This window comes from Microbacterium flavescens, assembly GCF_018588945.1.
Lineage (GTDB): Bacteria > Actinomycetota > Actinomycetes > Actinomycetales > Microbacteriaceae > Microbacterium > Microbacterium flavescens.
In genome coordinates this window covers 1-14,895 of record NZ_JAFIWA010000001.1, presented here as the reverse complement: position 1 = coordinate 14,895, position 14,895 = coordinate 1, and the positions used below count along the sequence as shown (strand labels likewise).

10 protein-coding genes are annotated in these 14,895 nt (G+C 69.6%); 7 read left to right on the top strand and 3 right to left on the bottom strand.

Annotation, left to right across the window (positions count from 1 at the left end):
• Window positions 1-196 precede the first annotated feature (196 nt).
• On the bottom strand, window positions 197-4,858 hold the full coding sequence (locus JX005_RS00050) for an Ig-like domain-containing protein (RefSeq protein WP_307858462.1): 4,662 nt from the start codon (window positions 4,856-4,858) through the stop codon (window positions 197-199).
• A gap of 226 nt (window positions 4,859-5,084) precedes the next feature.
• Between JX005_RS00050 and JX005_RS00045 the strand changes: the two genes are divergently transcribed.
• Both JX005_RS00045 and JX005_RS00040 read left to right on the top strand, forming a co-directional pair.
• Entirely contained in the window at window positions 5,085-5,933 is an 849-nt protein-coding gene (locus JX005_RS00045) for an NAD-dependent epimerase/dehydratase family protein (RefSeq protein ID WP_214465263.1), read from the top strand.
• 77 nt (window positions 5,934-6,010) lie between these two features.
• Entirely contained in the window at window positions 6,011-6,589 is a 579-nt protein-coding gene (locus tag JX005_RS00040) for a DnaJ family domain-containing protein (protein ID WP_214465261.1), read from the top strand.
• 38 nt (window positions 6,590-6,627) lie between these two features.
• On the opposite strand, the gene JX005_RS00035 is transcribed toward JX005_RS00040, so the two are convergent.
• The gene (locus JX005_RS00035) at window positions 6,628-7,608 is read right to left on the bottom strand and encodes a LacI family DNA-binding transcriptional regulator (protein ID WP_307858461.1); all 981 of its coding nucleotides are present in this window, start codon (window positions 7,606-7,608) and stop codon (window positions 6,628-6,630) included.
• A gap of 219 nt (window positions 7,609-7,827) precedes the next feature.
• Between JX005_RS00035 and JX005_RS00030 the strand changes: the two genes are divergently transcribed.
• The 5 genes from JX005_RS00030 to JX005_RS00010 all read left to right on the top strand — a co-directional run bounded on the left by JX005_RS00030 (window position 7,828) and on the right by JX005_RS00010 (window position 14,313).
• Entirely contained in the window at window positions 7,828-9,126 is a 1,299-nt protein-coding gene (locus JX005_RS00030) for an ABC transporter substrate-binding protein (protein ID WP_214465258.1), read from the top strand.
• A 71-nt stretch (window positions 9,127-9,197) separates the two neighbouring features.
• Window positions 9,198-10,109 (top strand): carbohydrate ABC transporter permease, encoded by a 912-nt coding sequence (locus JX005_RS00025; protein ID WP_214465256.1) that lies wholly within the window; start codon window positions 9,198-9,200, stop codon window positions 10,107-10,109.
• A 1-nt stretch (window position 10,110) separates the two neighbouring features.
• On the top strand, window positions 10,111-11,007 hold the full coding sequence (locus JX005_RS00020; RefSeq protein ID WP_214465254.1) for a carbohydrate ABC transporter permease: 897 nt from the start codon (window positions 10,111-10,113) through the stop codon (window positions 11,005-11,007).
• Window positions 11,004-12,938 carry a glycoside hydrolase family 127 protein gene (locus tag JX005_RS00015; protein ID WP_214465252.1) on the top strand — a complete coding sequence of 645 codons (1,935 nt, stop codon included), beginning with the start codon at window positions 11,004-11,006 and terminating at the stop codon, window positions 12,936-12,938. The genes JX005_RS00020 and JX005_RS00015 overlap by 4 nt, the downstream gene beginning before the upstream one ends.
• 133 nt (window positions 12,939-13,071) lie before the next feature.
• The gene (locus tag JX005_RS00010) at window positions 13,072-14,313 is read left to right on the top strand and encodes an MFS transporter (RefSeq protein WP_214465250.1); all 1,242 of its coding nucleotides are present in this window, start codon (window positions 13,072-13,074) and stop codon (window positions 14,311-14,313) included.
• Here JX005_RS00010 and JX005_RS00005 read toward each other — a convergent pair.
• Window positions 14,288-14,770, bottom strand: coding sequence for a GNAT family N-acetyltransferase (locus JX005_RS00005; RefSeq protein WP_214465247.1), 483 nt, complete (start codon window positions 14,768-14,770; stop codon window positions 14,288-14,290). The two genes, JX005_RS00010 and JX005_RS00005, sit on opposite strands and share 26 nt — an antisense overlap.
• Window positions 14,771-14,895 lie beyond the last annotated feature (125 nt).

Here is a 14,895-nt window from a genome sequence, read left to right as displayed (position 1 = left end):
CGAAGCACCATGATCGTGACCTCCTCGTGCACGGATCGCAGCGACGCGAAAAGCCTTTCGGTCGCTTCATCCTTGACGATAGCGCTAACAGTTACCGAGAACAATGGTCAGTTGCTGTGCGGGCCCAGACGCGAGTTCGCAGGGCACCGACGCCGAAGGCGACGTCGCCGAAGCGACGCCGCCTTCGGTCCGCGCGTCAGCCGCAGGTGGCGGCCGGGTAGGCCGCATCCACGGTGGCGGCGGCTCCGCCGGCCGTCGTGGCGACGACCTGCGCAGCGCCAGCGGTGATGCCGATGGCACGTGTCGAGAACGCCTGGCTCACCGACTTGCCCGGCTGCACGTTCTGGATCTTCTTCGTGCCATACGCCGACTTCAGCTCCAGCGTGAGCGGCTCGTCGTCGGTGTTCACACCGGTGACCACCAGCGTGACCTTGCCGGCGATGCAGCGCGTCGTCGCCGTCGCCGTGACGGCCGGCCCAGTCGGGATGCCGTCGCCCACCGTGAGCGTGAGCGTCGTCGACGTGGTGCCGGCGGTGCTCACGTACGACGGGAGCACGAGGTCGCCTCGGATCGTGTAGACGCCCGGCTGCTCGACCACGGACTCGTCGAAGTCCCACTCGACCCCGATCGCCCGGTTGTCGCGGGATCCGTCGTTGTACGACACTTCGACCCGCTCCGGAAGCACCGGCAGCTCGCCGACCTCGACGGTCTGCTCGAACTGCTGGGCACCCTGGATCGAGATCCCGCCCTGCGAGTTCTCAGGCCGCACGTAGATCCGCGCCTGGGCGATCAGCCCGTTCGCGCTGTTGGTGCCGTAGACCAGGAAGGGCTCCACGTTCGTCTCCGCCACCTGGTCGGCCGTGATCTCCTGCCACGTGAACGGCACCGAGCCGCGGTGGCCGCTGGTGTAGACCACGTCCAGCTCCTCGGGCAGCTCGGGGATCTGCCCGACCACCGTGCGGATGATCACCGGAGCGTCCACCGACTCGACGGTCTCGCCGTTCACACGCCACCTCAGCACACCCGTGCCGGCGCCCGAACCTTGCACGCCGGTGATCCGGATGCGCAGCTGGCTCGCCTCGATCGGCTCGAAGTCGAGTCGGTTGTAGGCGTTCCGGGTGAGCGCGCCGGCATAGGTCGACGTTCCACTCAGGACGACCGGCGTCCAGGTCGTGCCGTCGTTCGAGTGCTCGAGGACGTACGTGTCCGGTCGCGGCATCCGCGTGCCGCCGTTGTCGTCGTACCAGTAGATCTCGGTCGACTGGAGACGGACCGCGGACGGCCACTGGTAGCGGATCCACGCGGCGTTCGCAGCTGAGGTGCCGTTGGCCGGCTGGCCCCAGTTGCCCCACCCGTTGCCCGCGCCCGGCGACGAGCTCGCCGGCGTGGTCGCCTCGTTCACCCGGAGGTGGTTCTCCCACGACGAGGTGCCGCTGGTGGTGATCGTGGCCACGGCGCCGAACTCGGCGGACGTGGCCTTCTCGCGGAGTTCGACCTCGACATCCCGTTCGGTGGTGAGCTGCCCGTCCGTGGCGGTGAGCCGGAAGACGTACATGCCCGCCGCCGTGCCCGTCACGGTGGTGCTCAGGCTCGAAGGGCTGCTGAAGATGACGCCGGCGTCGGCCGGTGCGGACACCGTGGACCACCCGTACGTCAGCGTGCCGTCCTCCGGGATGCCGTCATCCGTCGCCGTCCCGGTGAGGGTCGTCGACAGATTGCCGTCGCGCGACCGGTCGGCCGCGGCGGTCACGACGGGTGCGTCGTTGACCACGGCGGGCACATCCCGCCCGGAGTCGAACACCTGGATCTCGGAGATCGCGGTGAACTTCGACGGAGTGTTGACGAACGCCACCCGGACCTTGCTGGCCGTCACCGGCTCGAACAGCGCCTCGTTGAACTTCGGCTGCGCGATCTTGGGCGACTTGAACGTCTCGGGGACGCTCACCCAATCGCCCGACCCGTCCTGCACCTGGATCGAGTACCGCTGCGGCTGGCTGTATCCGCCGGCCTGCCGATCGCTCACGAACCACACCTTGACGTTGTCGAACTGCTGGGGAGCGCCGAAGTCCAGCTCGACGTAGCCGTTCGCGTCGGTCGTGCCGTAGTTGCCCCAGAAGGGCTCGTTGGTCGTGAGGCCGTCCGACACCGCGTCGAGCGACACCGGCCGTTCTGTCTCGCTGATGGCACCCGGCGTGTAGTTCATCGAGCTCGTCGAGTATCCCGGCGTGTGGAAGTTGCGCCACGGCGTCGGCCGGGGCCCTGCCTGCGTGAACGACGACGAGAGCCTCGCGTCCGCGGCGAGGTTCACCGCGTCCTCCTCGAGGTCGATGCCGGCGGTCTTGAGGTACTCGACCACCCGCGCGTCCTCGATGGGCGTGCCCGCGGCGGTGGGCAGGTCGGCGCCTTCCTCGGCGACGACCTCGACGTTCAGGCCCTCGTCGGACTCCACGACCTCGTTGGTCGCGGGGTCGTACACGAAGCGGCCGAGTCCGTCGGCGGCGGCCTTGCGCTCACCGTCGATGAAGAGGCTGTAGCCCTCGCCGAGGCCGTAGTGCGAGCCGTCCTCGTCCCACACGATCGTGAGGTCGTGACCGTGGTAGCGGAGGTTGTTGACCATGAAGTGGTCGTAGCCGAGGTCGATCGGCCAGAGCTCCACCTTGTCGTCGGACCGCGGCTGGATACCGCCCATGTCCTCCACGTAGATGTAGTTCATGTTGCCGAGCATCACGTGGTTGGGGTTGTTGCGGTTGTACGTCTTCGCCGTCGCGTTCCAGTTCGAGTAGTACTCGGCCTGGTTGGCCACCCGCGCGTCACCGCCCGGGTAGATGCTCCACGCCATCCAGTCGAGCAGGCGCGCGGCGTACTCCGGCGTGACGTACTTCCCCTCGGGGTCATAGTGGCGCAGGGCCTCGCGCACGGCCCGGTACTGCACCGTGAAGTTGATGTTGGAGAAGTTGTTCGAGCCGCCGATCCCGAACTTGGCACGGTCGTACTGGTTGGCCGTGTAGAAGGGGAAGATCGGGAAATTGTCGCCGTAGCGCAGGAACCGCAGGCCGTCGACGTAGGTCTCGGCGTCCGCGGTCGGGATCAGACCCTCGGCGTAGATGTCGAACAGGTTCGACTCCTTGGCGGGGATCAGGTCGCGCTCAGCGGCACTCAGCGGGTTGGCCCCGCTGCCCGACGACGGAGCGGACTGCGCGCCGTGCGAGGTTCCGGCGAGGAACGAGCGCATCTCGGTGCTCCACAGCCGTCCGAGGATGGCGTCGCGGATGGCGTCCGCCGTGTCGCCCATCTCGTCGACCTTGTCGGCATCCGCGCCCGCGATGTCGTACAGCTGACGCGCTGCGTCGAACGCTCCCCACACGTAGGCGGACTCGGGGCGCTCGATCGTGCGCGCGCCGGGAGCCGACGCGTTCACCCGCGGGTACCCGAACGTGATGGCGTCCGAGTCGTTGCCCGGCATGTAGTTCGTGTCGTACGCGATGAGCATGTCGTCGTTGCCGTCGTAGTGCTCGAGCTGGCCGACGCCGTCGCCCTCGAAGTAGCGGGCGAAACGCTCAGCGATGTCGGCGCCGCCGCCGTGCACGTTGTAGGCCTCGAGGCCCGCCGTGCCGAGGTACTGCGAGTAGTGGTTGTTCCAGCTCGTGTGACCGGGGCTGTCGAGGAAGGCCGAAGAGCCCGAGAGCTCTCCGACGTTGAGGATCTGCCCGTACGGGAGGTACGGCGTGCGGATCCACTTGGTGTCCTGCAGGTGCATCGGCTGCGTGAGCACGACGGCGTTCTGGTACAGGTTCACGCCCTCGATGGTGGTCGGGTACTGGTAGACGTACCCGGGCTCGTTGCTGTCGAGCACGTTGTAGCGCTCGCCCCACCAGCGGTAGACGATCGCCTTCTCGATGCCCGCGTCGGGCACGTCGATGTAGGGGATGTCCTGCGCCCAGCGGCGGTTGAACTCCGTCACGCCCGTCTTGAAGGCATCGGCGGGCGCGAGCTCCGCGTACTCCTCCAGCTCCTCGCGTCCGGCCGGAAGGCCGTCGCTGTAGAGGGCGCCCACGACCGAGATGTCGACCGAGCCGCCCGCCGGGACCGTGATCTCGCGGTCGAGGTTCGTGCCGGAGCGCGCGAACCCGTCGGCCTTGAGGCCGATCCGCACCGTGGACCAGGGAGTGTCGACGAGACCGTTGTTCGCGCCGCTCGTGAGCGTGCGCGTGCCGACGAGCTCGTCGCCCGCCTCGCCCGCGCCGGTCGCCAGGGGCGAAGCCGCGCGGACGGTGAACGTCTGCGCCTCTGCGCCGGGGTTCGAGAACGTGATGACGGTGACGGCCGCGTTCTCGTGCGTCATGAATTTCCGCTGATCCGCGACGACGCCCGTGGCGCCGATGGAGTACCGCGACTTCGCGTGGCTCGGTGCGTTGAACCGCTGGGCGCCGACCTCGGTGACGGTCTGGCCCGGGACGGCGACGGTGTAGAAGTTGCCGAGGTTGTTCGGTCCGCCGGCGAAGGCGGATCCCGCGAAGCCCATCACGCCCCAGTTGCTGCCGCCGCGCATGTACAGCGACCGACCGCGGGTCTGCAGCACGGTGTTGTTCGTCGTGCCGGTGACTCCGAGCACGCGGTCGAGGTAGTAGTCGGTGCCGCCGGCTGCGAGGTCCTTCTCGAAGATCCGATCGTGCATGCTGGCCGCGGTCCAGTCGACGCCGGGCGCCAGCTTCTGCGTGACCTCGTCGATGTTGAGGTACGTCGGGTCGCCGATGTCCATCGAGTCGGTCTGGCCGTTGGTGTAGACGCCCACGTCGGACTCGTTGCCGGGGATGACGTCCGCCGTAGCGGCCGTCGGCGCCAGCGCCAGCGTTGTCACCGTGAGGGCGCATATGGCCGCTCCGGCTACGGATCTTCTCCAGTTCACAGGCGACATCGCCCATCCTCTCCATTGGGGAAACAGCTGACTCGGCAGGTCGCACCAGGACGGGTTGTCGCGCTTTGGCGAGTCGGGCGCAAGTAAACCAGCCGCCGATCGATTCCGCAATCCTTTTCGGTGATTTCGAAACGACCTCGGCGCCGCTCACCCCTGCAATGCTGGACCCATGCGCATCGCTCTCACCGGCTCGACCGGCAAGCTCGGAACCGTCGTCGCCCGCGAACTCCGCGCCGCCGGCTACGACGTCATCGGCATGGATCTCGTGGGCACGCGGGGCCCCTCGTTCGTCCAGGTGGACCTCACCGACTACGGTCAGGTGATCGACGCGCTCGGAGGCGTGGGCGATCGTCACGACGGCATCGATGCGGTCGTCCATCTCGGTGCGATCCCGGCGCCCGGCATCCGCTCCGACATCGCCACGTTCCACAACAACATGACGGCGACGTTCAATGTGTTCTGGGCGGCCGTCCGTCTCGGCATCCGTCGCATCGTCTACGCGTCGAGTGAGACCGTCCAGGGTCTCCCCTTCGACGCACCGCCTCCCTACATCCCGGTCGACGAGGCCTACCCGCCCCGGCCCGAGTCGGTGTACTCCCTCGTGAAGACCCTCGAGGAGCAGCTCGCCGTCGAACTCGTCCGCTGGCACCCCGACCTGTCGATCACGGCGCTGCGCTTCTCGAACGTGATGGTGCCCGAGGACTACGCCGAGTTCCCGTCCTTCGATTCCGACGCCCGCCTGCGCAAGTGGAATCTGTGGGGCTACATCGATGCCCGTGATGGTTCACAGGCGGTGCAGCGCGCGCTCGAGGTCGCGCCGGCCGGCTTCGATCAGTTCATCATCGCTGCCGCCGACACCGTCATGTCCCGCCCGAACGCCGAGCTGATCGCCGAGGTGTTCCCGGGCGTCGACGTGAAGGCCGGGGTCGGCGAGCGCGACACCCTTTTGTCGATCGACAAGGCCCGCCGCCTGCTCGGGTATGAGCCGCGCCACTCCTGGCGGGACCACGTCGGCTGAGCGCCTGCCACGTCTGAGTTCCCTCGGCCCCGCTTCTTCGAGTCGTCGTAGGCTCGAAGGAGACCCGGAGGTGCGCGATGACCGAAGATCCTCGGGTGGCCGCCGCCCGATACCGCCAGGAACGCGACGCGAACGGGGCCGATGCCGAGGCCCCGCCCGATGAGGAGCGCTCACCCGCGGCGCGGGCCGCGGATCGCGCCGCGTACGTCGAGACGGCGCTCCAGCAGGCGATCCGCCGCGGCGACTTCGACGACCTTCCCGGTGCAGGAAAGCCGATCCCGGGGCTGGGCGACAGCCACGACCCCGACTGGTGGATCCGCCGTAAGATCCAGTCCGAGCAGCTCAGCGGCCTGGGGCCGCCCGCTCTGATGCTGCGCGTGGAGGCCGTCGAGCTCGACGAGCGCCTCGACGCGCTGCGGACCGAGTCGGAGGTGCGCGAAGCCGTCGAGGACTTCAACCGCCGCGTCATCGAAGCGCGACGTCAGCTGCTGGGCGGTCCGCCGGTCGTGACGTCGACCCGCGACGTCGACGCCGAGGTGGTTGCCTGGCAGGGGCGGCGCGAGGCTCGGGCGGCGCAGGAGAGCGCTCCGGATGCCGCGCCCCGGCACCGCCGGAAGGGCTGGCGCCTGCGCTTCCGCTGGTCGCGGCGCGACTGACCCCGCCGTCCGGGCCACGTGGGCGCGGGCCCGCGGTCTCAGCGACGCGGGATGGTCGAGCCGCGGATGACCAGGCGCACCGGCGAGTGGTGCTCGCCGCTGCCGATGTCGACGCCGTCGATCGCGTCGAACACGCGCTGCGCCGCCTGCCGGCCGAGCATCTGGAGGTTCGCATCGATGCTGGTGAGCTCGGGCCGGGAGTTCGTCGAGAGGACCTCCCAGTTGTCGTAGCCGATCACCGCGAGGTCGTCGGGAACGCGGCGGCCGAGGTCGCGTGCCGTGTCGAGCGCGCCGCGCGCGATCTGGTCGGAGCCGCAGAAGATGGCGTCGACATCGGGATGCCGCTCCAGCACCATGGCCGCGGCATCCCTCCCCCAATGCTCGGTCCACTCGGAGAACATCGGCTCGCCCACGAGCGAGAGCCCTGCCGCTTCGAGGCCCGCGCGCGCCCCGGCGAGGCGGTCCTGCGCGGCCGCATACGACGGATCGCCGGTGATGTGGGCGATGCGGGTGCGCCCGCACGCCAGGAGATGCTCGACGGCGAGCCGGCCGCCCGAGTAGTTGTCGGGCGTGAGCGACAGGTCGCGCGGATCGTCGGACGGCGCGTACGCGTACACGACGGGGACCGGCAGGCTCTGGCCGAGCGACGGCCGCGGGTCGGTCTGGCGCCCGACGACGATGATGCCGTCCACCCTGCGGCTCAGCAGGGCCTTGAGGTGGTGCTGCTCGCGGATCGCGTCGCCGCGCGCGTCGCACAGGAAGACGTTGATCTGTCCCGCGCCGAACGCGTCCTCGGCGCCCATCAGGATCGGGATCATGAACCGGCCCTCGAGGTCGCTCGTGAGCAGTCCGACCGTTCCGGTGCGGCCGGCGAGCAGGCCCTTGGCCATCGCGTTCGGAGTGAAGGACAGCTCATCGGCCGCGCGCAGGACGCGCTGCCGTGTCGTGACCGCCACATCGTCGCGATTGTTCAGCGCCTTGGAGGCCGTCGCGACGGACACGCCGGCACGTTTCGCCACGTCGCTGAGTGTCGCCGCACGAGACCCGCTGTCGCTCGAAGTCACGAGCACCTCCTGGTTCGGAAAGGTTATCGGAGAGGCTACTTGACCACTCGACGAAACACACGATAGCGTGCCGAAAGGGATTTCGTAGGTTTCGAATCCGCGATGCACCACCACAGCGGTGCCGGCCTGGGGTCGGCGTCATCCGCTCGAAGATGAGCCAGAGGAGACAGTTGCATGTTCACCACCCGACGCCGTGCCGCACTGCGTGCAGCCACGGCCTTCGTTGCTGCGGGAGCTCTCGTCGGAGCCCTGACGGCCTGCGCCGGCAGCAGTGAGACCCCCACGCCCGCAGAGTCTATTCCCGCCGACGGCGTGGATGACGGCTCCACGCTCACCCTGTGGACGCGCGCCCCGATGGAGCGCCAGGCCAACCTCCTCGTCGACGCCTACAACGCGTCGCACGAGAACCAGGTCGAGCTCACCGTCGTCCCCAACGACGACTACGTCGCCAAGGTCGGCGCGGCAGCCGGCTCCAGCGGGCTCCCCGACCTCTTCGCCGCCGACATCGTCTACGTGCCGAACTGGGTCCAGCAGGGCCTCTTCGCCGACATCACCGAGCAGATCGACGGCCTCGACTACAAGGACGAGATCAACAAGGGACACCTCAGCGCGGGCACCTTCGACGGCGCCGAGCACGTCCTGCCCTTCGTGCTCGACCTGTCCATGCTGATGTGGAACAAGGATCTCTTCGCCGAAGCGGGACTCGACCCCGAGAAGGCGCCGGCGACGCTCGCCGAGTTCGCCGATGCCGCGAAGGCGGTCCAGGACCTCGACAAGCCGGGCGTCTCGGGCACCTCCACCGGATTGAACTGCGGCGGATGCCTCGTCTTCACGTGGTTCCCGTCCATCTGGGCATCGGGCGACCAGGTGATGAACGACGAGGGCACCGAATCGCTGCTCGCGAGCGACACCGCCAAGGAGGTCTACTCGACCTGGCAGGACCTCGAGTCCTACGGCGCCGTGGCCCCCGGCTCGGCGGACGAGACCGGCGCCACGTGGGTCGCGGGCTTCCAGGAGGGCAATGTCGGCGTCATGCCGTACCCGGCCACGCTCCTGTCGGCGCTCGAGTTCGACGCCGGCGTCGCGGGCATCCCCGGTGTGGACGGCGGCGTGTCGACCTTCGTCGGCGGTGACGGCATCGGCATCTCGAAGGACTCGAAGCTCTCGGCGCAGGCGTGGAACTTCCTCGCGTGGATGATGTCGGAGGAGGCCCAGGTGCAGGTCCTCGCGAAGGACGGCAACGCGGTCTCGCGTGCCGACCTGGCCGACAACGAGTACGCCGCGAGCGACCCGCGCCTCGTCACGATCAACGAGGTCGCGTCGCAGGGCGACACCCCGGTGGCGATGAACTTCCAGCAGGCCTTCAACGCACCCGGCAGCCCGTGGATCACTCTGGTGCGCAACGCCGTGCTCGGAGACGGCGACGCCGTCGACGCCGACAACGACGAGATCACCGCGATCCTCAGCCAGTAGTCCCTTCCCGCCGGCGGGGTGCGCTGAACGACAGCGCACCCCGCCGGCTCCTTTCCCCAAGGAGCGATGACGTGGCCTTCACCACCACCGCACGAACCGTCCGCCGTCGGCGGGCACGCAGCCCGCTGGGCGGTCCTGTCCAGGGCTGGATCTACGCGGCGCCGACCGCCCTCTTCGTCGTCGCCCTGTTCCTGATCCCCCTGCTGCTCGTGCTGCAGATGTCGGGATCGGACTGGCCGCTGCTGCGGGGCAACCTGGGCTGGAACCTCCCCGAGAACTACGTCGACGCAGTGAACCACCGCCTGTTCTGGGACTCCATCCGCTTCACCCTGCAGTACACGGTCATCACGACCGTCCTCCTCATCGGCCTGGGCCTGGGCCTGGCGCTCCTCGTGCAGGAGTCCACCGCCTGGAAGGGGATCCTCCGGACGTCGTTCCTCATCCCGAGCGCTCTCGGGCTGGCGTCGGCATCCCTCCTCTTCTACGTGCTCTACTCCCCCTTCGCCGGCCCGTTCGCCGACCTCATGCAGACGTGGGGCTTCACTTTCCTCGGCACGCCGGAGGGCGCGCTGTGGTCGACGGTGTTCCTCATCGTGTGGCGCTACGCGGGGTTCTACATGCTCCTGATGCTCGTCGGCCTCCAGGGCATCCCCGAGGACGTCTTCGAAGCCGCCCGCATCGACGGCGCGTCGCGCTGGCAGACGTTCCGGCACATCACCGTGCCGCTCCTCCGCCCGACCTTCGCCCTCACGATCGTGCTGTGCGTCACCGGCTCGCTGCTGGCGTTCGACCAGTTCTACATCCTCACCAAGGGCGGTCCGGACAACAGCACCATGACGATCGTCCAGCTGATCTACAACATCGCCTTCCAGGGCCAGAACAACCTGGGGATCGCGGCGGCGCTCTCGGTGATCGTCCTGCTCGCCCTGATCGTCATCAACGTCGTGCAGCTGCGCGCGTTCAACCGACCTGAGGAGGACTGAGATGGCCCTCACCGACACGAGCTCGACACGCACGATCGTCGCTCCCCGCCTGAAGGGCACGCCGCGGATGTCGCGCCGTACGACGCGCCTCGTGTGGGGCATCCCGTACGGCGTCTTCACCGCCGCGATCGCGATCATCTTCCTGTACCCGCTGGTGTGGACGACGGTGTCGTCCTTCAGCCCGCAGGCCGGGTCGGCCCAGACCGACGGATGGGGCTTCGGCAACTACGTCTCGCTCGCGAACTTCCAGGCCGGCATCTGGGTCTACATCGGCAACTCGCTGTTCGTGTCGCTCGTGACGGTGCTGCTGACCCTCGTCGTCTCATTCCTCGGGGGCTACGCCTTCGCCCGGTTCCAGTTCCCCGGCAAGAACGTGCTGTTCCTGCTCGTGCTGGCGATCCTGATGGTGCCGTACGCGACGCTCCTCATCCCGCTGTACGTCATCCTCAACGCCGTCGGCCTGCAGAACTCCCTGCTCGGCGTCGCGCTGGTGCTCACGATGTTCCAGCTGCCCTTCTCGATGTTCATGATGCGCATCTCGTTCGAGTCGATCCCGCGCGAGCTGGATGAAGCCGCCCTGGTCGACGGCTGCAACAGCTTCAGCGCCCTCTGGCGCGTGCTGCTGCCGGCGGTGAAGCCGGGACTCATCACGGTCGGACTGTTCGCGTTCCTCACTGCGTGGAACGACTTCATCGCGCCGCTGATCCTCATCAACGACACCAACCGCATGACGCTGCCGCTCGCGGTCGCCAACCTGCGCGGCCAGGTGATGGGCGTCATCGACTACGGCGCGACCGAGGCCGGCGTCGTGGTCCTCGCCCTCCCCTGCGTCGTCCTCTTCCTCGTCCTTCAGCGGCACTACGTCCGGGGATTCATGTCGGGAGCGTTCAAGGGATGACCATGCACACCATCACCCCGGCGCCGCAGGCGCCCGTCGTCCCCGGTCGCGGCCGGCTCCGGCCCCTCGGGCTCGGAGACGTGCGGATCACGGGCGGCTTCTGGGGCGACCGTCAGGCCATCAACGGAAGCCACACGCTCGAGCACATCGGGTCGCGGCTGGAGTCCGAGGGGTGGCTTCCGAACTTCGACCGCGCCGCCGCAGGTCGGCTGCCCGCCGGCCGACGCGGGCGCGAGTTCTCGGATTCGGAGATCTACAAGTACCTCGAGGGCCTCGCGTGGGAGATCGGCCGCACCGACGACGCCGCGCTCGAGGAGCGCTTCCGGGGCATCGTGGCGCGCGTCGCGGCAGCGCAGGAGGACGACGGATACCTCAACACCATGTTCGGGCGGCCGGGCCAGGGCGCCCGCTGGTCCGACCTCGAGTGGGGACACGAGCTGTACTGCCTCGGGCACCTGTTCCAGGCGGCCGTCGCCCGCGAGCGCACGCGCCCGGGTGCCGACGACGGGCTCCTCGGCATCGCCCGCCGCGCGGCGGACCTGGTGTGCGCGACGTTCGGGCCGGACGGCCGCGACGCCGTCTGCGGTCACGCCGAGGTCGAGGTCGGTCTCGCCGAGCTGTCCCGGGTGACGGGTGACCGCCGCTATCTGGCACAGGCGCGCATCTTCGTCGAGCGCCACGGGCGCGGCACCCTGCGGGACATCGAGTGGGGCCGCAAGTACTTCCAGGACGACATCGCCGTCCGCGACGCCAAGGCGCTGCGCGGCCACGCCGTGCGGGCGAACTACCTCGCCTCCGGCGCGGTAGATGTCGCGGTCGACACCGGCGACGGCGAGCTGCTGAAGGCCCTCCGCAAGCAGTGGGATCGGACGATCGCCCGCCGCACGTACATCACCGGCGGCCAGGGCTCGCACCACCAGGACGAGGCGTTCGGCGACGACTGGGAGCTGCCGCCCGACCGCGCGTACTCCGAGACGTGCGCCGGCATCGGCTCGATCATGTTCTCGTGGCGCCTGCTGCTCGCAGGGGCCGACGCCCGCCACGCCGACCTCATCGAGCGCACGCTGTTCAACGTCGTGGCGACCTCCCCCGCCCCGGACGGTCGATCGTTCTACTACGCGAACACGCTGCACCAGCGGGTGCCGGGCGTGCCCGCCGACCCCGACGGCACCTCGCCGCGCGCGTCGTCGTCGCTGCGCGCCCCGTGGTTCGAGGTGTCGTGCTGCCCGCCGAACCTCGCGCGGACGCTGGCGAGTCTGGAGTCGTACGTCGCGACGGCTGACTCGGACGGCATCCAGCTGCACCAGTACGCCCCCGCGACCGTCGCCACCACACTCGACGACGGCCGCCCGGTGTCGTTCGAGGTCGACACGCAGTACCCGGCCGACGGACGCGTGGTCGTCACGCACACCAGCGACGCGAGCGCGCCGTGGACCCTGAGCCTTCGCGTCCCCGCGTGGGCATCGGGGGCGACGCTGCGCATCGTCACGGCCGACTTCGTGCAGCAGCGCTCCGTCGATCCCGGCATGGTCGAGATCCGGCACGCATTCCGTGCCGGCGACGTCGTGCAGCTGGACCTTCCGATGGCTCCGCGCGTGTCGGTGCCCGACGCCCGCATCGACGCGGTGCGCGGGTGCGTCGCGGTCGAGCGCGGCCCGGAGGTCCTGGCGCTGGAATCCGTCGACCTCGCCCCGGCGGGCGTGGACGATGTCGCCTGCGTCGCGATGGCGGCGGGCACCGAGCCCGTCGAGCGCGACGGGCGGGTGTGGATCACCGTGTCGCGACTGCCGGTGGACGATGCGAGATGGCCGTACGGCGAGCCGCCGGCCGACCGCGGTGCGGCGACCGCGGAGGTGCCCCTCGTGCCGTACCACGAGTGGGCGGAGCGCGGCCCGTCGACGATGCGCGTGTGGATCCCGCAGCAGGGCTGACACGCGTCCAGACTCCGGCCAGGTGCCCCCGGGTAGACTGGGGGCACCATCCCGGATGTGTATCTACCTGGCCCACGCGGACCAAGGCGGCACGAGTGCCGCGAACCGCGGCGGACGCACACAGGAACCACCGATGCACACCACACTGGCCGCACCGCGCCGCACGACGCTCGTGCGCGAGACCGGCTTCGCCTATTTCCCGATCGCCCTGATCGCGCGGCTGCCGTTCGCGATGATGGTCGTCGGCGTTCTGACGCTCGTCGTCTCGGCGCGCGGATCGCTCGCGCTCGGCGGCCTCACCTCGGCGATGACGGGCCTCGGCACGGCTCTCATCGGCCCGCTCCTCGGCGCTGCGGCCGATCGCTTCGGCCAGCGCCGCGTGCTGCTGATCTCGGGCACGGTCAACAGCCTGCTCCTGCTCGCGATCGCGTGGCTCGCGTTCGCATCGGTTCCGGATGCCGCGCTCCTGGCCGTCGCCTTCCTCATCGGCGCGTCCATGCCGCAGGTCGCCCCGCTCTCCCGCAGCCGCCTGGTGGGCATCATCGGCCGCGCGTTCTCGAAGGATCGCCGCGCGTCGGTGGTCGGCGGGACGATGGCCTACGAGTCCGCCGCCGACGAGATCGTGTTCGTGTTCGGTCCGGTGATCGTCGGCCTCCTGGCCACCACGATGAGCCCGGCGGCGCCCGTCATCGGCGCGGCGGTGCTGGCTCTCGTGTTCGTGAGCGCCTTCGCGCTGCATCCCACCGCCTCCGTGAGCGCTGCGGACTCCGCCGACAAGCCGGCGCAGGCACCGGCGAAGGAGCTGGCCCGACCCGCGCTGGTCACCACCGTCGTCGGCGCGCTGGGCATGGGCTTGTTCTTCGGCGCGATGCTCACGTCGCTGACGGCGTTCATGGCCGAGCGCGGCGTCCCCGAGCAGGCAGGCCTGGTCTACGGGGCGATGGGCATCGGCTCGGCGGCGCTGGCTCTCGGAGTCGCGCTGTTCCCCGCCCGCTTCACCCTCGCGGCACGGTGGCTGGTCTTCGCCGGCATCCTTACGGCCGGCACCATCGCCCTCCCCTTCGCGACGACCGTCGGCGCCATGACGATGTGCCTACTCGTGATCGGCATCGGAATCGGTCCGACGCTGGTCACCCAGTACAGCCTCGCCGCCGCCCGCAGCCCGCTCGGCCGCTCGGCGACCGTCATGACGATGCTCGGCTCCGCCGTCGTCGTGGGTCAGTCCGCGGCATCCGCTCTCACCGGCCTGCTGGCCGAGGGCAGCGGCGCGACGATCGCGCTTCTCGCTCCGCTCGCAGCGGCGCTCGTCGTGCTCGCGGCCGGGGTCGCGAACGCCGCGCTCTCGCGCGTCAGGCGTTCGGCGCCGACCCGTTGAACGGGTAGGACACCCGGCCGAAGGGCCAGTCGCTCGCCAGCCATGCGGGGACGAACGCGTCGAGCCGCTCGGCGACTCCCGCGGGCGCGTCGGCGACCGTCCACCACGAGACCTCGGCTGAAGGCGTGCCGTCGACGGCGTCGAGCGGGTCGATATACACGCACCCGAGCAGGCGGTCCTCGTCGGCGGTGAGCACGGCGTAGTTGAACGACTCGTGCTGCTTCATCTCCAGCGCGTGCCGGGCGAGGTCCTCCTCGTCGGCCTCGCGCGTCATCGTCGCGGGCGGCCACCCCCACGCCTCGCCGTACATCTCCCACAGCATCGGCTGCTTGGACATCACCGCGACCATGTCGATGTCGACGTCGGCGGCACGGATGGGGCGGAGGTGCACACCTTCGGTGAGCTCGACGCGAAGCGGGTGCGCGAAGTCGGCGGGCAGCCAGGCGGGCTCGGTCATGTGGGCTCCTTCGGTCCTGGCCATTGTGCCCCACCCCACTGCCCCACCCGCCGCCCCACCCGACCGCGCCGCCACCCCGCCGCCCCACCCCACCGCCCCACCCCACCGCGAGACGGCATCGGTGC